The organism is Paenibacillus sp. LHD-38, assembly GCF_031157315.1.
GTDB lineage: Bacteria > Bacillota > Bacilli > Paenibacillales > Paenibacillaceae > Pristimantibacillus.
In genome coordinates this window covers 1-17,715 of the sequence record NZ_JAVIFU010000029.1, presented here as the reverse complement: position 1 = coordinate 17,715, position 17,715 = coordinate 1, and the positions used below count along the sequence as shown (strand labels likewise).

At 42.0% G+C, this 17,715-nt stretch carries 18 protein-coding genes and 5 pseudogenes; 14 read left to right on the top strand and 9 right to left on the bottom strand.

The window, feature by feature from the left end; genetic code table 11:
- Positions 1–38: 38 nt before the first annotated feature.
- The 5 genes and pseudogenes from ku (RCO25_RS22230) to RCO25_RS22210 all read left to right on the top strand — a co-directional run.
- A complete protein-coding gene (ku, locus tag RCO25_RS22230; RefSeq protein WP_308998314.1) occupies positions 39–881 on the top strand; it encodes a non-homologous end joining protein Ku in 843 nt (280 codons plus the stop codon).
- Positions 878–1,762 (top strand): ATP-dependent DNA ligase, encoded by an 885-nt coding sequence (locus tag RCO25_RS22225; protein ID WP_308998313.1) that lies wholly within the window; start codon positions 878–880, stop codon positions 1,760–1,762. The genes ku (RCO25_RS22230) and RCO25_RS22225 overlap by 4 nt, the downstream gene beginning before the upstream one ends.
- Positions 1,763–1,765: 3 nt before the next feature.
- On the top strand, positions 1,766–1,927 hold the full coding sequence (locus RCO25_RS22220; protein ID WP_308998312.1) for a hypothetical protein: 162 nt from the start codon (positions 1,766–1,768) through the stop codon (positions 1,925–1,927).
- Positions 1,928–1,929: 2 nt separating this feature from the next.
- Entirely contained in the window at positions 1,930–2,241 is a 312-nt protein-coding gene (locus RCO25_RS22215; protein WP_308998311.1) for a hypothetical protein, read from the top strand.
- 157 nt (positions 2,242–2,398) lie between these two features.
- A pseudogene (locus RCO25_RS22210) lies at positions 2,399–2,539 on the top strand (spore germination protein); the annotation flags it as partial.
- Positions 2,540–2,574: 35 nt separating this feature from the next.
- Here RCO25_RS22210 and RCO25_RS22205 read toward each other — a convergent pair.
- From RCO25_RS22205 to RCO25_RS22195, 3 genes and pseudogenes are all read right to left on the bottom strand, one after another.
- Positions 2,575–3,063, bottom strand: a pseudogene (locus RCO25_RS22205) (spore germination protein); the annotation flags it as partial.
- A 163-nt stretch (positions 3,064–3,226) separates the two neighbouring features.
- A complete protein-coding gene (locus RCO25_RS22200) occupies positions 3,227–3,988 on the bottom strand; it encodes a DUF4046 domain-containing protein (RefSeq protein WP_483874721.1) in 762 nt (253 codons plus the stop codon).
- Between the two features lie 349 nt (positions 3,989–4,337).
- Positions 4,338–6,926 carry a PAS domain S-box protein gene (locus RCO25_RS22195; protein WP_308998309.1) on the bottom strand — a complete coding sequence of 863 codons (2,589 nt, stop codon included), beginning with the start codon at positions 6,924–6,926 and terminating at the stop codon, positions 4,338–4,340.
- 134 nt (positions 6,927–7,060) lie between these two features.
- Between RCO25_RS22195 and RCO25_RS34905 the strand changes: the two are divergent.
- The 3 genes and pseudogenes from RCO25_RS34905 to ku (RCO25_RS22190) all read left to right on the top strand — a co-directional run.
- A pseudogene (locus tag RCO25_RS34905) lies at positions 7,061–7,188 on the top strand (IS3 family transposase); the annotation flags it as partial.
- 5 nt (positions 7,189–7,193) lie between these two features.
- Positions 7,194–7,292: a hypothetical protein gene (locus RCO25_RS34900; RefSeq protein WP_374992146.1), complete on the top strand. Its 99-nt coding sequence runs from the start codon at positions 7,194–7,196 to the stop codon at positions 7,290–7,292.
- A 45-nt stretch (positions 7,293–7,337) separates the two neighbouring features.
- Positions 7,338–7,936: pseudogene (ku, locus tag RCO25_RS22190) on the top strand (non-homologous end joining protein Ku); the annotation flags it as partial.
- Positions 7,937–8,340: 404 nt separating this feature from the next.
- On the opposite strand, the gene RCO25_RS22185 reads toward ku (RCO25_RS22190), so the two are convergent.
- On the bottom strand, positions 8,341–9,573 hold the full coding sequence (locus RCO25_RS22185) for an MFS transporter (protein ID WP_308998308.1): 1,233 nt from the start codon (positions 9,571–9,573) through the stop codon (positions 8,341–8,343).
- Positions 9,564–10,865, bottom strand: coding sequence for an NAD(P)-binding domain-containing protein (locus tag RCO25_RS22180; protein WP_308998307.1), 1,302 nt, complete (start codon positions 10,863–10,865; stop codon positions 9,564–9,566). The genes RCO25_RS22185 and RCO25_RS22180 overlap by 10 nt, the downstream gene beginning before the upstream one ends.
- Positions 10,866–11,011: 146 nt before the next feature.
- Between RCO25_RS22180 and sigZ the strand changes: the two genes are divergently transcribed.
- Positions 11,012–11,578, top strand: coding sequence for an RNA polymerase sigma factor SigZ (gene sigZ, locus RCO25_RS22175; RefSeq protein ID WP_308998306.1), 567 nt, complete (start codon positions 11,012–11,014; stop codon positions 11,576–11,578).
- A gap of 272 nt (positions 11,579–11,850) precedes the next feature.
- Here sigZ and RCO25_RS22170 read toward each other — a convergent pair whose 3' ends face one another.
- Positions 11,851–12,789 carry a flavin-containing monooxygenase gene (locus RCO25_RS22170; RefSeq protein WP_308998305.1) on the bottom strand — a complete coding sequence of 313 codons (939 nt, stop codon included), beginning with the start codon at positions 12,787–12,789 and terminating at the stop codon, positions 11,851–11,853.
- A 70-nt stretch (positions 12,790–12,859) separates the two neighbouring features.
- The gene (locus tag RCO25_RS22165; RefSeq protein ID WP_308998304.1) at positions 12,860–13,306 is read right to left on the bottom strand and encodes a MarR family winged helix-turn-helix transcriptional regulator; all 447 of its coding nucleotides are present in this window, start codon (positions 13,304–13,306) and stop codon (positions 12,860–12,862) included.
- Between the two features lie 318 nt (positions 13,307–13,624).
- Between RCO25_RS22165 and RCO25_RS22160 the strand changes: the two genes are divergently transcribed.
- Genes RCO25_RS22160 through RCO25_RS22140 form a run of 5 tightly spaced genes read left to right on the top strand, consistent with a single transcriptional unit; the run spans position 13,625 to position 16,627 of the window.
- Complete coding sequence (locus RCO25_RS22160; RefSeq protein ID WP_374992145.1) at positions 13,625–13,942, top strand: ArsR/SmtB family transcription factor; 318 nt, start codon at positions 13,625–13,627, stop codon at positions 13,940–13,942.
- Positions 13,943–13,955: 13 nt separating this feature from the next.
- Entirely contained in the window at positions 13,956–15,248 is a 1,293-nt protein-coding gene (locus RCO25_RS22155) for an arsenic transporter (RefSeq protein WP_308998303.1), read from the top strand.
- 25 nt (positions 15,249–15,273) lie between these two features.
- On the top strand, positions 15,274–15,696 hold the full coding sequence (gene arsC, locus RCO25_RS22150; RefSeq protein WP_308998302.1) for an arsenate reductase (thioredoxin): 423 nt from the start codon (positions 15,274–15,276) through the stop codon (positions 15,694–15,696).
- Position 15,697: 1 nt separating this feature from the next.
- Positions 15,698–16,177 carry an ArsI/CadI family heavy metal resistance metalloenzyme gene (locus RCO25_RS22145; RefSeq protein WP_308998301.1) on the top strand — a complete coding sequence of 160 codons (480 nt, stop codon included), beginning with the start codon at positions 15,698–15,700 and terminating at the stop codon, positions 16,175–16,177.
- An 18-nt stretch (positions 16,178–16,195) separates the two neighbouring features.
- A complete protein-coding gene (locus RCO25_RS22140) occupies positions 16,196–16,627 on the top strand; it encodes a protein-tyrosine phosphatase family protein (protein ID WP_308998300.1) in 432 nt (143 codons plus the stop codon).
- 283 nt (positions 16,628–16,910) lie between these two features.
- Here RCO25_RS22140 and RCO25_RS22135 read toward each other — a convergent pair.
- Together RCO25_RS22135 and RCO25_RS22130 are read right to left on the bottom strand one after the other, a co-directional pair.
- Positions 16,911–17,198: pseudogene (locus RCO25_RS22135) on the bottom strand (transposase); the annotation flags it as partial.
- A 109-nt stretch (positions 17,199–17,307) separates the two neighbouring features.
- Positions 17,308–17,715: integrase core domain-containing protein (locus tag RCO25_RS22130; RefSeq protein ID WP_308998299.1), on the bottom strand; the 408-nt coding region annotated here is incomplete at its 5' end.

Sequence of the window (17,715 nt, the reverse complement as noted above, 5' to 3'; positions counted from 1 at the left end):
ACAGGAGCACCCTAAAAGAAAAAATGGATGTGATATACATGCATACAGTCTGGAAAGGCGCGATCAGTTTCGGATTAGTTCATGTGCCGGTAAAAATGTATACCGCCACGGAAGACAAGGACATTCATTTTCGAAGCCTGCATAAGGAATGCGGTATGCCGATTAACTACGCAAAAACTTGCCGTCACTGCGAAAAGGAAATCGGTCCAGATGAAATCGTGAAAGGTTTTGAGTATGAGAAAGACAAGTTCGTCATCGTTAAAGAAGAAGAGCTGGAAAGCATTAAAGACGAATCCGCTAAAACGATTAAAATATTAGATTTCGTTGATTTACAGGATATTGATCCGCTGTACTTTCAAAAAGCCTATTACTTATCCCCTGATATGGCAGGAGCCGGCGCCTATAATCTGCTGCTTGAGGCAATTAAACAAACGGGTAAGATCGGTATTGCCAAAATATCCATCCGAAGCAAAAGCAGCTTAGCTGCCATCCGAGTGGTTGAAAATTGTCTTTGTTTAGAAACGATGTATTTTCCGGACGAAATCCGCTCGTTATCCCAGGTGCCTAATCTACCTCCCGTTACCATAGTAAACGAGAAAGAATTATCGATGGCCAAAGCTCTCGTTGAGCAGCTCAGCGAAAAGTTTGATCCGGAAAAATATACAGATGACTACCGATTGGCATTAACTGAATTAATTGAGCAAAAGATGGCCGAGGAAAGTATCGATATCGTATCCTCACCTGCTGCAGAAGGACGTTCTAACATCATAGATCTCTTAGCTACCTTACAAGCAAGCTTGGATGCAACAAAAATGCCTTCACCGGCATCTGCTCCGAAAAGAAAACGCACGACTAAAAAAGCCAAGGATCATGTCTCATGAGCCTGCTGCTGCCTTCCGTTCCAATGGCTCCTGTTACCTCGCCTGACATTCCGATCGGACCGGATTGGGGGTATCAAATTAAATGGGATGGTGTGCGTACGCCTGTACGGCTTGATGGGAGAAACGGTGTCGAACTCTTTTCTAAACGAATGGAGCCTCGAAATGGAACCTTTCCTGAAATCGTCGACCTATTGAAGCCTTTAAATATCGGGGCATCCGTTCTGGATGGAGAAATCGCGTATTTCGATGGTACCAGACCCAACTTCCAACGCGTTCGGCTAGGCGTTCGAAAAAGAAAATATGACGAATCCCTCATCTACGTCATGTTCGACTTATTATATGATGACGGAGAGGATATCCGGTCTCTCCCCTTCAAGGAGCGGTATGCGAGGCTTGCTGCCAAGTTCCCGAATAAGGAGCCCCGTCTGTTTGTGAGTGATCTGTTTTATGACGGACCTGCTCTTTGGAACTGGGTTAATGATCGTGAGTGGGAAGGAATCATCTCTAAGCATTTAGACAGTCCTTATGTCGAAGGCAAAAAACATAACCATTGGTTTAAAAAACGGAAAGAAGTCCGGATCGTCGCAGATGTTGTCGGCGTCAAGCTTAAAGATAAAAGTGTTTCCAGTCTTGTGCTGCGTTATGAGGATAGATACATTGGTCATGTTTCTGGTTTGGATAACGCATCGAAACAAGTTCTTGAACAATTCATGCGAACCCATCGCGGGAATTGTCCTTTCCCTGAGTTGTCGACAGGCATGAAGAAGTCAGATGTCGTTTGGCTCAGCGTCCCCTTCCCATGCCGTGTGACTGCTTTGGAGTTTACCGATACAGGACTGCTGCGGCAGCCAAAATTGATTGGATTCGGAGGCGAAGCATGAACCATGAAAGAGGGCGATAACGTTAGGCTGCGGGGATATCCAAAAGATTCAAAAATAGGCAAAGTCCGCAGGGTTTCCAATCGAAATGTAGAGGTTTCATGGATAATGGGCAGCGGTTGGAAGCATATTGTAGAGCATGACATTCATGATTTGGAAGGAGTTTAGGCATGCTCAAAGAAAAGACGACGTTGGTCACTTGCATTGGCTGTAACGGGCAAAGCCAGATTCCGATCGAGGATTTACTAGACCATTTATGCTTACACTGCGGCAAATCAACAATGGAATTAAAGGATAACAAGGAATTATTAGTCAGCGATATAGATAAGGCAGCCGAAGAACTAGACTCTGTTGTCGGACGAGTAATGCAAGGCAATATGGGGCCTAATGAAGCGGTAGATTGGCTCGAACATGATGCAAGCCAAATTGGTAATACTTTGGATAAAGCTCGTGAATATATCGAAGATAGCGAAGAGAAATAACCACATCGGTCGAAGCAAGCTTACAATCAGCCGAAGACCCTGCTTTCGTGTAAAGAATCGTGATAGCTGCGCCCAAAAATAAAACGAGATCATCTGCGCAACGCCCTAGCACTCCCAAGCACATATAAATGGAGTAAGCGGCCATCAGCAAAATTAGTTAATCAGCATCGCAGGAGCTCGCGAAGGCGTTCCGTTTCCAGCTTTTATAGAGGCGCTCATGATGGAAATTACATTTGAAGCGCTAAGGGAAGCCGGCGTTCGGCGGCCTAAACCTGTAGGCTCAGCTATGGCTCTGATGGCAAACGCTATGGGATAGCGCTCATAGTAATCTTCACTGGACTGCAGGAACTGTATGAATATGGTAGGTACGATTAATACAAAGGGGGTATTCGTCCGAATGTTCTCGGTAAAGCCTTGCCTTGGCCCTCTAACCACCGTCTCTGTTTCAGGCTCGCTGACAGCTCTCATTTCTACGCCACGAGTGTTTGCAATTATAGCGGTGGATACGCCATCGATGAGTATCGCAGTATCCCCCGTTAATATGGAATCAATGATCTCCGTCATCTTCACTTCTTCTTTAATGTCTCCGATATTTAATGGGCCCTCGAGAATGAAAGAAAAAGCCCGCTGCGGCTCCATGTTTCCGCCTGGCTCAAGTAAACGAGACCCTTGCATGAGGGATTTCATGATATCGTTATTCATAATGTTTTTATCAACAAGGCCGTCCGTCGAAATGACAATGGCATGAATGGCTTGTTCCGTTCCTAATTTACATTGCCGATAAACGATATCCCCGCAGCCTTTAAAGGTTTCTTTAAACATTGCCAGATTTTCCGAAAGGGATGTACTCAAATGGGTTTGCTTTATCTGAGAAGAAACATTCATGTTGTCTCCGTTTTCGGTTTGTTTTTTTGGGGCTTGATATAGCGATTTGAGAAATCGACTCATCGTTTTTCTTCGCATGTCCGTAACCTCTTTAATCGGATTATAACTTTTCACCTATGTATTCGGGAATCATTTTGTGAACTTCTTTAAAAGTATAGGGTGGGGACTGGTTCACTTGATCGATAATCCAATGTTTTACCTTGAGTAATCGCATACCGAAGACCATTTGGAAAAACCCTGTCAGTCTATATTGAAAAAAATGTCTTTTTTTCAGTTCCATAAGAGCCTCTTGATAAGTCGAAAATTGAAGTTTTTCGAAAAGAAGCCAATCCATCATTTGTTGTATGTTTGCAGCATTTTTCCAACAATTCATGGGTACATTGGCAAATTCCCATGGTTGAAATTGATCGGGGTATACGGCATCAACCACTTGATAAGGAGAATGCCCAAACACATTAAAAATGCCAAGTAGTCTATGCTCCTTAAAAAAATGATAGTTTATACAATGTGGAATTTCATGATAAGGAATACTGCATTTTTCTTCGATCACATACTTGATAGCTTCGATAGCTCGTTGTCGTCCTTTCTCCCCTTTCCAGTAACCATTGGAAACTTGCCTGAACTCCCACGCGTAAAATTGACCGGGATACGCATGTTGAACCAACTCAATAAAATTCCATCCATGTACTGTGGCAGGGGGACGCAAACGATGTCTCCAAAGAATATCTGCACTTACTCGACCAGGAATCTCTTCAATGGGTATGTTCAAATATTCTTCGATTAAATATCGTGTCAGATAAGCCAAGTTTTTCTTTCCTTGTTCACCTACAAAAAGTTGGTTAGGAAATCGACATCTAGACATCTTACGCAACATAATTTAGCCGTACAATCATCGAAGTTATCCATTATTTGCTGCCTATTGATCTCAAGAATTTTCGAAATCGGTTTTTTTCTCCGCCGTTGTTTCCGGTCTTCTGATCATGTAAAGTCGTACTCATCGTAGAGTTTTTACCGCTTGTTCCCCCGAGGAATCCGCCCTGCTCCATGTGCACGCCTCACTTTATCATTTTTCCAGTATTTTGTGTTTCGAACTAACCCTTCCCTGATACAAATATCATTATTGACATGAAGGAGATTGGATGAACAAAAGAAAGGGATACGTTTAGTAAACGTATCCCTTTCTGGTATATCTGATGGAAGAGTTGAAGCCTTTATGCACCAGGTAGAATAACATCAATCGTCGTTCCCTTGCCCGGTTTACTCTTAATGTACATATGGCCATGGTGGGCTTCAACGATTTTATAACACATCATGAGTCCTAGTCCGTTGCCTTTTTCTTTTGTGCTGTAAAAGGGCTCGCCCAACTTCGGAAGCCCTTCTTTTGGAATGCCGCATCCCTGGTCAATAAAACGGATCAAGATATCACACTTGTTTTTGTGCTTAACTTGGATGACGAGCAGCCCTCCGTTTGGCATCGCTTCGATTGCATTTTTAATCACATTCACAAATACTTGCTTGAGTTGATTTTCTTCACACATGATCGTCTGAATATCCGGATCGATTTCCGTTTGGATTTGGACGTTATTCATAATGGCCTGGGTATCCAGAAGCGATAGAATACTTTGGACCAGCTTCCGGATATCTTTTTGTTCAAAATGGATGATCTGGGCAGGTTTAGCTAGGAGCATAAACTCACTAACGATGTAGTTGATACGTTCAAGCTCCGACAACATAATGTCAAAGTAATCTCTATTTTCCTTGGTTCTGGATTGAAGCAGTTGAACAAACCCTTTTATTGCCGTCAGTGGATTTCGAATTTCATGTGCAACTCCCGCCGCAAGTTGACCGACAGCGGAAAGCTTATCCGATTTTCTCAGCAGTTCTTCCGTTCGCTTACGCTCCGTAATATCTCTGATTACGGTTTGGATAACGGATCTTCCCATGTATTCGTTCACTTTTGTGCTGCAGGCCTCAACCTCTATCACTTCCCCATTCATTCGAACGAACTTATATCCTGAAAACCCCATACTACTCCCCATCGTGACTTGCTTGATGTTATCTGCTGCTTGATGATGGAAGTCGGGATGGATGAATTCAAATATCGATTGTCCAACGATCTCCTCCTGACTCGCCGCTCCAACAAGTGTGATCCCCGCATCATTTAAATAGACGAATATCCCCTCACTGTGCACGACGATTGGTTCAGGCAAAAGTTTAATGAGCTGACGATAACGTTGATCATTTTCACGAAGGACCTTTTCGGCCTGCTTCTGTTCCGTTATGTCTCTTATAATGCTTGCAAAAGCGACGATCCCCCCTTTGACATCCCGAATTGGGGAAAGGGTAAGACTGACATGGATTAACTCTCCGTTTTTAGCTCTATGGATCGTCTCATGACCAATGACTTGTTCTCCGAGTTTGATCTTTTGGGACATTTCTACCAGACTAACCATAAATTCATCAGGCATCTCCGGTAATGGGCACCCGACAACCTCTTCCGACTTCCAGCCATAAATGCTTTCGAAAGCTTTGTTGACTTTCAGAATATTGCCACTTGGTTCAAAAATGACGATTGCCTCATCCATATTCCTGAAAAACGATTCAAGCAGTTCTTTTGTTGAAGTAAGCTCTTCTTGCGTTCTTTTTTGCTCCGTTATATCTTTTATGATCAAGTGGAGACCGACAATTTCATCATTCACAACAAGGGGTACACTTGTCATGTTTAATTCAATACGGTCCCCAGCTTTATGGATAGCTCCGATATCAAAGTGATTCGGTTTTCCATCTGCTATCTTTCGAAAGTGCGCAGCCGCTTTATCCCATTCGTCTTTTTCAAAAAAGTTTCCAACGAATTGATGAAGAAGTTCTTCCTTACGATAACCTACTATTTTTTCGCATGCCAGATTGCAACTAAGGATACGACCATTTAGATCACAGGAAACGATGGCATTGGGATGGTATTCAAATAGCGAACTGTATTGCTGTTCCATTACCTTGCGTTCGGTAATATCTACACAGGACGCAATCACTTCTTCCACTTTCCCCCCCCGTTTCACCGGACGTAACGATGCCAAATACGCAATACCGCCGAACTCGCCCTCGTAAATGACGTTCTCTTCACCTTCCCAAGCACGCCGGTAATACTTTTCTTTTTGTGCTGCAAGAGCTGAAGGCAAAAATTCAATCAGTTGTTTACCCACGACTTGTTCCGGTATCAAACCGAATCGGTATAGCAGTTCACCATCACATAACGTATGAACGAAGCGGTCGTTGATTTGCTTGAATTTGAAAGTCATTCCCTGCTGCATACGAACGGTATCTTTCAGCTCCTGCCGCGTCAGGAACAAAGCATCCGTCGTACATTTGTACGCCGTAATATCTACAATTTGAGAAATAAAGTAGAGGGGGTTGTTCGCGGCATCACAACATAGATTACTGCTTAGCATAACCCACACCGAATGTCCAAGTTTATGTATGTACCGTTTCTCCATTTGCAAGAAAGGGGTTTGTCCGTTCATCATTTCTATTGCATATTTTCTACTGCGTTCGAGATCATCCGGATGGGTAATCGATTGAAAATCTAATGAAAGTAGTTCTTCTTCAGAATAGCCGGTTATATGGCAAAATGAACGGTTAACTTTCAGCCAACGTCCGTTTGGCGCAACAATGGCTACACCATTAGTCGAATATTCAAATGCGTTACGGAAAATATCTTCACTGGATAACTGCACATCTGCTTTCAATTGTCCGTCATCCATTAAACCTAGTTTCCATTCGGTGTTATTGGCTTTATAGGTCATAGTGTCCCTCTCTATTAGTAAAACAATATGTTGTGATTTAGTATTCGACAAATTAAGTGACTAGTCCTGCAACAGCCTCTAACTTGTCGCGTGAATAACGAATCGACCTCTTAGAATGGGATTGCCTCGAACATCCGATCCTCGTACAAGCGGATCTACTAAGCCTGAACAGCACCAGCCTGTATTACAAGCCGGTTCCACCATCTCCGGAGGAAATACGCCTCATACACCGGATTGATAGCTTTATACGAAGCATCCTTATGGTCTATCCTAAAGCATAGAATCAAGGAATCAATCAGTAAGTACTTATATGCCAAAACAAAGAGAAGGCCAATGATCCTGCCATTATTATTAAAGTGTAGATGAAGTCGCAGTTCCCCTTCCCTCTTTCATTAGAGCCGCAGGGGTCCAGATGAAATCGTGAAAGGTTTTGAGTATGAGAAAGACAAGTTCGTCATCGTTAAAGAAGACGAGCTGGAAAGCATTAAAGACGAATCCACTCGATTAAAATATTTGATTTCGTTGATTTACAGGATATTGATCCGCTGTACTTTCAAAAAGCCTATTACTTATCCCCTGATATGGCAGGAGCCGGCGCCTATAATCTGCTGCTTGAGACAATTAAACAAACGGGTAAGATCGGTATTGCCAAAATATCCATCCGAAGCAAAAGCAGCTTAGCTGCCATCCGAGTGGTTGAAAATTGTCTTTTTTTAGAAACGATGTATTTTCCGGACGAAATCCGCTCGTTATCCCAGGTGCCTAATCTACCTCCCGTTACCATAGTAAACGAGAAAGAATTATCGATGGCCAAAGCTCTCGTTGAGCAGCTCAGCGAAAAGTTTGATCCGGAAAAATATACAGATGACTACCGATTGGCATTAACTGAATTAATTGAGCAAAAGATGGCCGAGGAAAGTATCGATATCGTATCCTCACCTGCTGCAGAAGGACGTTCTAACATCATAGATCTCTTAGCTACTTTACAAGCACGCTTAGATGCAACAAAAATGCCTTCATCGGCATCTTGCTGCCAAGTTCCCGAATAAGGAGCCCCGTCTGTTTGTGAGGATCTATTTTATGACGGACCTGCTCTTTGGAACTGGGTTAATGATCGTGAGTGGGAAGGAATCATCTCCATTATCTACATGTAATTGTACGTAATAGAACTTGTACACAAATAAGCACGAATAATCCAATTAAAACCTATAAAAAGCTCATGACGAATGCTTTGAAAAATTGTCGTACAAAAATTATGCAAAAAAATTGATAAACAAGACGAGCATACAGTCACTTTAAACGGAATGCACTACATGAAAGAGGTTTGTGAATTCAAAGTTCGGTAAGTCTTTTCTATATGCATCTCCATAATAAAGAGCATACCCTTTGAGTGAACCAGGAGTATGCTCTTTATTTACATTGTTGTATTCAAAGTCTGCTCACTTCTACGGGCATGTAATTTCTTCATCATGAATTCACTCAGCGCTCCAACAACAAGAAGTAAAGAAGCCACCCACGCTGTTGCTATATCTCCAATTAATGAGATGAATAAAAACCCAAATAATGGACCTGCCGCGGCTCCTAAATCACTTGCCATTGAATATCCAGAAATCACTTTATGCCGATTATGAGCCGTAGATTGTTGGAAAATTTTAGCATCGTTTATAGTCATAAGTACTGTAGATATTAGAAGCAACAGCATTGTCATACCTAGGCAAATTACAACATTCATCCTCATTGGAAACAAGAATAACAAGCTGCTGGCCACTATAGTTAAAATAGTAAGATATCTATTCCCATTTATACTTCGATCATTTATCTTCCCGATCCAAGGAACAAGGAGTGGATCTAAACTTAATTTCACAGTGATGAGTAAACCGGTAATGGTCGCAGCTCCAATCGCTTGCATAAAAGGAATCCACTCATAATTTTGCATACCAACCCAATAACTCATTGTTGATTTAAGAAAACCTTGAAAGATCAGAGTGAGTATAAACCCCGTAATCATGAGCGAAATCAATTCTTTATTGAAGGTTCTTTGCTTCTCAACATGTTGAATTTCAACAAATGCTGATCCCTCTAACCTTCCTACAAAAAATAAAGTCAAAAATGCCAGTACAGCAAATGCGATAAGGATATTATCAGGTCCATAGAAGGTTGAAACAAAGCCTCCAACTAACATTCCCAATAATGCTCCTATTCCTGTAATACTATTATAAATGCCTGACAACCTTCCGCCGTTCTCGCTGTTCTCCTCGATAGCAGCTACCACCTGCAATTGTCCACCCTGTTTAAGAAAAGCCCAAGCTACACCCCAAACGCATCTTGCGATGAGAAGCATCCAGAATCCATTTAACCATCCATAACAAAATGTAGACATTACTGTAAGAAGAATGGCGATGATAATACCCATTTTAATTTGATACTTAGAATAAAACCAACCAATCAATGGGTGAATCGGAATTCGAACAAATCGATTCATCGAAAGTAATACACCCACCTGCCATAACGACTGAATGCCAAACTGCTCACCAAAGATAGGAAGTACTACATAAAGCATCGTATCTCCAAGCAGACAAACAGCCGTTATCGCTGCAACGAGTTTAACTTTTGTCTCTGCTTTTATTTTATTTGGTTTTATTCGCATCCAACGGCCGGTCCACAGCACGAAGAATTAGTAACTTTTAACGCAGTCTTTGGTCGCGAAACACTGCAAACGCCCGTTTCCGGCAAATGGAGCTTCACTTCCCGTGCCGAGTCCCAGTCTCCTGCTAAAGCTGCTACAACGCTTCTAACTTGCTCATAACCCGTCGCAAGTAAAAATGTTGGTGCGCGTCCGTAGCTCTTTGCCCCTACGATATAAAAACGATGCTCCGGCTGGCTAAGTTCAGCTTCTCCATGCGGCCGAACTGTACCACAGCTGTGAATGTTAGGATCAATGAGATCTGCCAGCTTCGGTACGCACTCAATGGATGAATCAGCTGCATATCGAAGCTCTCTGATGAATGAGAAATTCGGCCTTGCTCCCGTAGCAGCAATAATCTCATCCACTCCATTAATCGTTGCACCGGTTCCAATTAGGTTTAACTTCTCGCCCTCTTGTTCGAGACCATGGATATAAAAGGGTGTATGGACATTTACTAATCCTTCTCTCACAAGTTTTGCCGCACGTGATCCAAGTACTCCTCTAGCTGGCAGTCCATCAAGCTCACCACCTCCAAAAGCGTCCTCGATGGATTGTTTTCTTAAAACCCAATGAATAGTCGTTGCAGGATTTTGGAGCTTCAACTCATGCAGCAATAGAATCGCATGGATGGCTGAGTGTCCGCTACCGACGACAGCTACTGTTTTACCAGTGTAACGCTTTGCATGTGCACCTTTAATGTCTGGAATACCATAATGAATATGTGAGCTGTAATCGGCCTCTTGAGCTGCATAATCCCCACTAGCTCCAATTGGATTTGGTGATTTCCATGTACCTGTAGCATCAATTACGGCTGAAGCCTCCACACGATAGACAACGTTATTACTTTCATACACGACTTCAAAAGGTACCTTCTCCCTTCCGGCCGTTTTCATTTTATCAAAACCCTGTCGGTGAATGGCTACAACACGTGCCTCCGTCCTAATGTTCGTCTTTAATTTACTGAGTTCGGATAGTGGATACAAATATTGATCAAATAATTGTTTTCCGGTTGGCAACTCCTCTTTAGGAGGTGCTATCCATCCTGTTTCAGTAAGAAGCTCTGATGCCGCAGAATCAATGTTAAATTCCCATGGAGAAAACATTCTGATGTGGCCCCATTCCAATACAGAAGCTCCAACTGATGTTCCCTGCTCCAACAAAACAAATGGAATCTTTCTTTTTGTTAATTGTGCTGCAGCAGCCAAGGCCACAGGTCCTCCTCCAATAATAGCTACAGGTAATTGATTTTTCATTTTAACTCCTCCTCGAATTCGATTACACTCTAAGTGACGATCCATTTAATCAAATAGATGCATTTATGTTTTTTTGCAATACGCTGCGTCCTTTCACGAAAAGATAACGTCAGCACTATAAAGAAGAACTTAAAGAGGTGCGCAACATGGAAATCGTTCAATTATGGCAGCTTTTTCATCAACCTTTGAAGCAATTTGTGATCAATCGTACTGGAGATCCTATTGCTGCTGATGACATTGTGCAGGATACGTTTATAAAAATTCATTTAAATATTAAAAACCTTAGGGACGAAGAGAAAATAAAACCATGGGTCTATCAAATAACACGAAACGCAATTATTGATTATTACAGGCGCGAACGATCTTTCGAAGAACTTCCCTTCAACCTTCCTTCCACTGAAGAAGAAATTGAAATCAGTACCCAGCTAGCATCCTGCATAAAACCGATGATCGAACAATTGCCACTCAAATACCGAGAGGCGCTTACGATTACCGAGCTGCAAGGCTATACACAAGTCGAGTTAAGCATGCAATTAGGTATTTTTCTTTCTGGTGCAAAATCAAGGGTTCAAAGAGGCAGGTTGAAACTCAAGGAACTGCTTCTTGCGTGCTGTCACGTCAATAAAGATCTTTTGGGACATATACAGGATTATGAAATCAAAGGGCCTCTTCAAACAGAATCATGTACGTCCTCTTGCAACTGCAACTTATAAATTGCGACTTATTTCAACTTCTCTCCGTCTTCATGAACGTTAGTACAATACATGACAATGGAGGAATACAAAATGATCAGTGACAACATTTTACAAGGTTCCGACAACTGCTGCGGAGGACCGGCCCCAGAGAACACACAATCTTGCTGTATAGCAGACGCAGATGCGAAGTCAGCAGGCAAGGACGGATGCGGTTGTTCAACTAAAACGCCGCTGAGCAATCCTATAATCGTAAAGAGCACTTGCTGCGGGTAAGCATAATTGAGTGGGGTCTAACCAAGACCCCTTCTTTTAAGATGCTTCACTACATATTTAGCATCAGAACCTACACCTCGAATTGTTGCTGAAGCAAATGAACGTTGACCGGATAAGCCTAGATAATATAATCCAGGTACCGTACTGCTTAAACCTCCTTTTTGAACGGCATACCCTCGATCATCCAGTGCTCCCTCAACTCCATGAAGACCATCCCTTAACTTATTTTTGAATCCTCCTACATCAATGGCTCCGCCTGGGCTACCTACTGTCACTCCGAACCGCCAAAAAGGAAAAGCATCGTACCCTATGATCTTCATCCAAAAATGAACGTCTTTCCCAAGTAATCTTTGAGGTACTAATTGAACAGGCTGAAGTACTGCAAGAGTAGTAACTGAAGCCCTTTCACTGATCTCAGCTCCTATCTGCACAGCTGAATTACCTCTGCCCACTACGATAACGCGTTGTTTACGGAAGGCATCTGGTTTCCTGTACTGAGAAGAATGAATTATTGTCCCTTTAAAGTCTTCGCCTCCCTCCAGTTTTGGAACGAATGGCTGATTAAATGAACCTGTAGCGCAAATGATGTTTTTAGTTCTGTATACCTCACCGTCTGTTGTATGCAAGTAGAAAAGCTCGTTTTTTTCCACTCGATCCACCCGAACATTAAAATGGATCGGAAAGTTATTGTGCTTGGCATACATTTTTAAATAAAAGATGACTTCATCCCTTGTCGGGTAGATATCAGCTTTTAATGGGAATGGCATCCCTGGCAATGAGGAATAGCTCGCAGGCGAAAATAACCTCAGGTTGTCGTAGTATTGTGGCCATGAACCAGCCGGTTCGGTGTTCGATTCTAAAACGACATAATGAAATCCATTTTTCTTCAAATGATAGCCTGCAGCAAGACCTGCTTGCCCTGCCCCAATGACAATTACATCATATAACTCGCTCATACTATCTCCTTAATTAACGAATTTAATTGCATTTTGCAAGTATGAGATTAAAAGATATGGAGTAATCTCATTACCCCATAGGTGTGCAGCACATTTTTGATTTTTGCATGCTTGTGTTTAGTAATTGTAGAGATCGGATGACGGTTTCCTTCTCAAACTCATTCATGAATGAAAAGACTTCGTCTAAATAATCGTTCATCATTTTTTCAATTGAGCCCGCCACAAACTTCCCTTCTGTTGTCAATGATAATAGATACACTCTACCATCTTCTGGAGAAGAAGTTTTCTTAACTAAATTCATCTTTTTTAAGGATTGAATCTGTCGACTAAAGGTCGTAATATCCACGCCAAGCGTTTCTGCAACCTTTTGCATAGAAGGCATGTTCTGGCGATCAATTTCGTAAAGGATATGACTGTGAATGAGAGATATATCCAGACCACTGATCTGACAACAGTTCTTGTTCAACAAACCAAACTGCCTAGCAAGGATTTGTAGTAATTCTCGTGGGTTGTTCATTATTCATTCCCCCTGTCTGTATTATTTATAAATCATTTACTTGTAATTTGCAAGTTAAAATTCACTTCATCGTTGATATGCGTTAACACTTATATAATACTTTACTTATATAATCAGCTGTGTATAATAACATTGAAAGGTGTGAGACTATTTGAAGCCCTCACTTCGTATTTACTTTTTATGTGGTGAAAATCGTTGTCGAAGTCAAATCGCAGAAGCTTATGCTAAAGATATGGCAAGAGATGATGTAATCATTGACTTACATCCATCCGAAATACACCCACTAAACACAATACAATGCTTTAAAGGAGTGATTGCATGATTCAACCGATAGACACTCTTGCCGAGACATTGAAGCTATTGTCTGACAAGACTCGTCTTACTATTCTTGCTCTGCTTAAGGAGCAAGAGATGTGCGTATGCGATATTGTTACGATTCTTGAAACAACACAACCTAATGTAAGCCAGCATTTAAAAAAATTAAAAGTTGGCGGTTTGGTTAATGAGACAAGACGTGCGCAATGGATTTATTATTCTTTAAATATTGATGATAAACCTTTTTTGCATGGCATCTTAGAAGTACTTCCTTCAATGAATGATCATTTAAAAAAATTGAGTACTGACTGCTGTAGTTAATTTAGGAGGAAATATGTTAGTTATCGCATCCATTATTTTTCTCATTACCTTGATTTTCGTTATTTGGCAGCCTAGAGGTTTGAACATTGGTTACTCGGCTGTTGGCGGAGCTATACTCGCCCTACTCGTTGGCGTCGTTGATTTTAATGACGTGTGGGATGTTACCGGCATTGTCTGGAACGCAACGTTAGCATTTGTCGCTGTCATCCTGATCTCTCTCATTCTAGATGAAATAGGATTCTTTGAATGGTCAGCACTCCATATGGCACGCTTTGCAAAAGGGAACGGTTACCTCATGTTCACCTTCGTCGTATTGTTAGGCGCTGCTGTTGCTGCATTTTTCGCAAATGATGGTGCTGCACTCATTCTTACACCGATTGTACTTGCCATGGTCAGAGCCTTGAAATTTGACGATCGTATGATTCTGCCATTCATTATGGCAAGCGGATTTATATCCGATACGGCCTCCTTACCGCTTGTGGTCAGTAACTTGGTCAATATCGTTTCTTCTGATTTCTTTGGCATTGGATTTGCCGAGTATGCAAGTCGTATGATTATTCCAACCTTCTTTGCGGTTGGTGCAAGTTTGCTGGTTTTATTCCTGTTTTTCAAGAGAAGCATACCTAAGAGCTATGATCTTAACCAACTAAAACAGCCTCGTGAAGCGATTAAAGATATGCGCATGTTTAAGCTATCCTGGTTTGTATTAGCCGTACTACTAATTGCTTACCTTGTAAGTGAGTTCGTCCATATTCCTGTATCGATAGTAGCTGGAATTGCAGCAATTGTCTTTATTTTTGCAGCACGCAGAAGTCCGGCAATCCATACCGGCGCTGTAATCAAAGGAGCCCCATGGTCAGTTGTCGTCTTTTCCATCGGCATGTATGTCGTGGTTTATGGGCTCCGTAATGTTGGTCTTACAGATGAACTTGGAAAAGTGTTTCAATGGACAGCAGATCAAGGTTTATTTATGGCAACGATTGGTACAGGATTTATCGCTGCCATCCTCTCTTCCATTATGAACAACATGCCTACGGTTATGATCGATGCCTTGGCTATCCAGGGAACGAACACGGATGGTGTAATACGAGAGGCTCTGATCTATGCCAATGTGATTGGTTCTGATCTAGGTCCTAAAATTACGCCAATAGGCTCGTTAGCTACCTTATTGTGGCTTCATGTGCTGTCCAAAAAAGGCGTGAAAATTACATGGGGCTATTACTTTAAAATTGGAATCGTACTAACGATTCCCGTGTTGTTTATTACGTTAGTTTGCCTTTACTTATGGCTTAGCATCATCCATTAAATGAATTTCAAAGGAGATATGAAAAATGGAAAAGAAACTGGTTTATTTCTTGTGTACGGGTAACTCTTGCCGGAGTCAAATGGCAGATGGCTTTCTGAATGCTATAGGTAGTGAACAATACGAAGTTAAAAGCGCAGGACTCGAAGCACATGGCCTGAATCCAAGAGCGGTTCAAGTGATGAAAGAAGCTGGCGTAGATATTAGCGAAAACTCTTCTAATGTTATCGATTCGGAGATATTAAATCGTGCTACCTATGTAATTACCCTTTGCGGCCACGCCGATGAGCACTGCCCGGTTATTTCCAATCCGGATGTAGTGAAATGGCATTGGGGCTTCGAAGATCCTGCTAAAGCAACAGGCACAGAAGAAGAAATCATGGATCAATTCAGAATCGTTCGCGATGCGATTAAAGCACGGATCGAGAAGTTTGTGAAAGTAGGACAATAACATGTCCCACATCAAAAGAATGCATGTTGCCGTGAACTGCTCTGACTTAGATAAGTCACTCGGCTTCTACCGTCAATTTTTTGGAGTGGAGCCAACGAAGGTAAAGGAAAATTACGCGAAGTTTGAATTAGATAATCCAGCCCTACACTTTTCACTAAACGTACGCCCATTTGAAAAAAACGGTGTTCTAAATCACCTTGGTTTTCAAGTAGATAACACCGAAGACGTACTCGCGATGGGTGAGCGTCTGAGACAAGCTGATCTTCTTCTTATTGACGAAATGAATACTACCTGCTGCTATGCTGTACAAGACAAAGTATGGGTGTACGATCCGGACGGTAATGCCTGGGAGATTTTTTATACCAAAGAGGATTCAGAATTTGAATCTGCTGGCGATCAACGTGATCTTTCATTATGCTGTGCCCCTCCTTCTGCACCAGTTCAAGTGGAGTTTACATCGTTTAAAAAACAATTATTTTAAGTCAAAGGAGAAATCAAAATGAATAAAGCTTATCATGAATTAATACCTGGTCAAATTTATATGGGCGGTGCCCAAGACGTACAAACAATAGTGGATAATGAAGGTGTTGAAGTTGTAGTTGATCTTCGTGAAGAGGCAGATCAATGTGCTGCTTCCAGCGCAGGCTTGCGATGGATTAAGGTTCCCCTTGGAGACAAGGCAAATGAACCCCAAGAAGAACTGCTTCATTCTGCCATTAAAGCTGTTGTAGACGCGTATAAAGAAGGCAAAAAGGTGGCATTCCATTGTGGCGGCGGTAAAGGCCGAACTGGTACAGTTGCTTATGGTACACTTCTTGAGTTAGGATTAGCCAATACCATCGAAGATGCCGAGCAAAAAGCCCAAAGTATTCGATCAATATTGAATATTAAACCTGCACAGCGAAACGCATTGGAAACTATATATTCGTAATAAAAGGAACGTTTACAGGCGAATTGCCTTGTGAACGTTCCTTTTTTATACTCCGTTGAACAGCTCTACCAGGAAGTTTAATAAAAAGTGCAGACTGCTAATATATTATGCCAAATGAAATTGCAATTGAAAAAGAGGATAGTAACAGCATTAATTTATTAGAATTAGGATGCCTTTTAATAAGGCATCCTCAGAATGTCGAGAAACCCACGCTTTTTCCGAAGCGATGGGTTTCTCTTTTTGTTCTGAGACATGGTTTGAAGAGGGCTTAAAGGGATTTCTCCTAGATTGCCCTCCTTTCTAGGAGAAGGGCAATCTTTTTCATGTTCTGAACGGCTGCGGTCATGAGCGCTTGCTCAGTCGCATTCCGCAACCCCCGCAAACGGCAATAGCGAAACCCGTGGAGCTGTTTGGCATCCGCGAAGCTTCGCTCAATCGTTTCTTTTCGTTTTTTGTACAGTCGTTTACCGGATTTACTCAATCGGTTCAACCGTACTTGCTCCTTGCTTTCTTCCCAAATATGTCGTGTCACCACTTTTCGGTTGTTCCGTGAACGCGTGCACTTTGCCAACATAGCGGTTAAACACCCTTATTGCGGACACTGCACCTCTTATTCAACATTGGTCAAAGAATTGCTTTAAATTGCTTCCATTTTCTCCAAAATGGACTTTTGAACCGCGTTAGACTTTAACATGCTTGGGTTTCACAGTCCCATCCTTGAGCACCTTCATATATTCGTATGGAGAGAAGTCGTAGATGCTGCCATGTAGGCGAATGCGGTTGTAATCTTGAATAAACTGACTAACGATCTCATACGCCTCTGGATAGGACTCAAATTCATGGCGTCGATAGCACTCTAGTTCTATGATCGCATGATAGGATTCAATATGAGCGTTTTTATTTGGTGTTTTAGGCGGAATACGCTCGTGGATCATGACAAACTCCGTACAGGCCTCTTCAAATCGATGGCTGATAAACTGTGGGCCGTTATCGGAACGTATGACAGGCTTATCTGTTTGATCAAAGAGCTGGCGCTTCATGAGCGCTTCCTGCGTGATCTGAACGAGATGTTTGGCTTCACAGGTCAG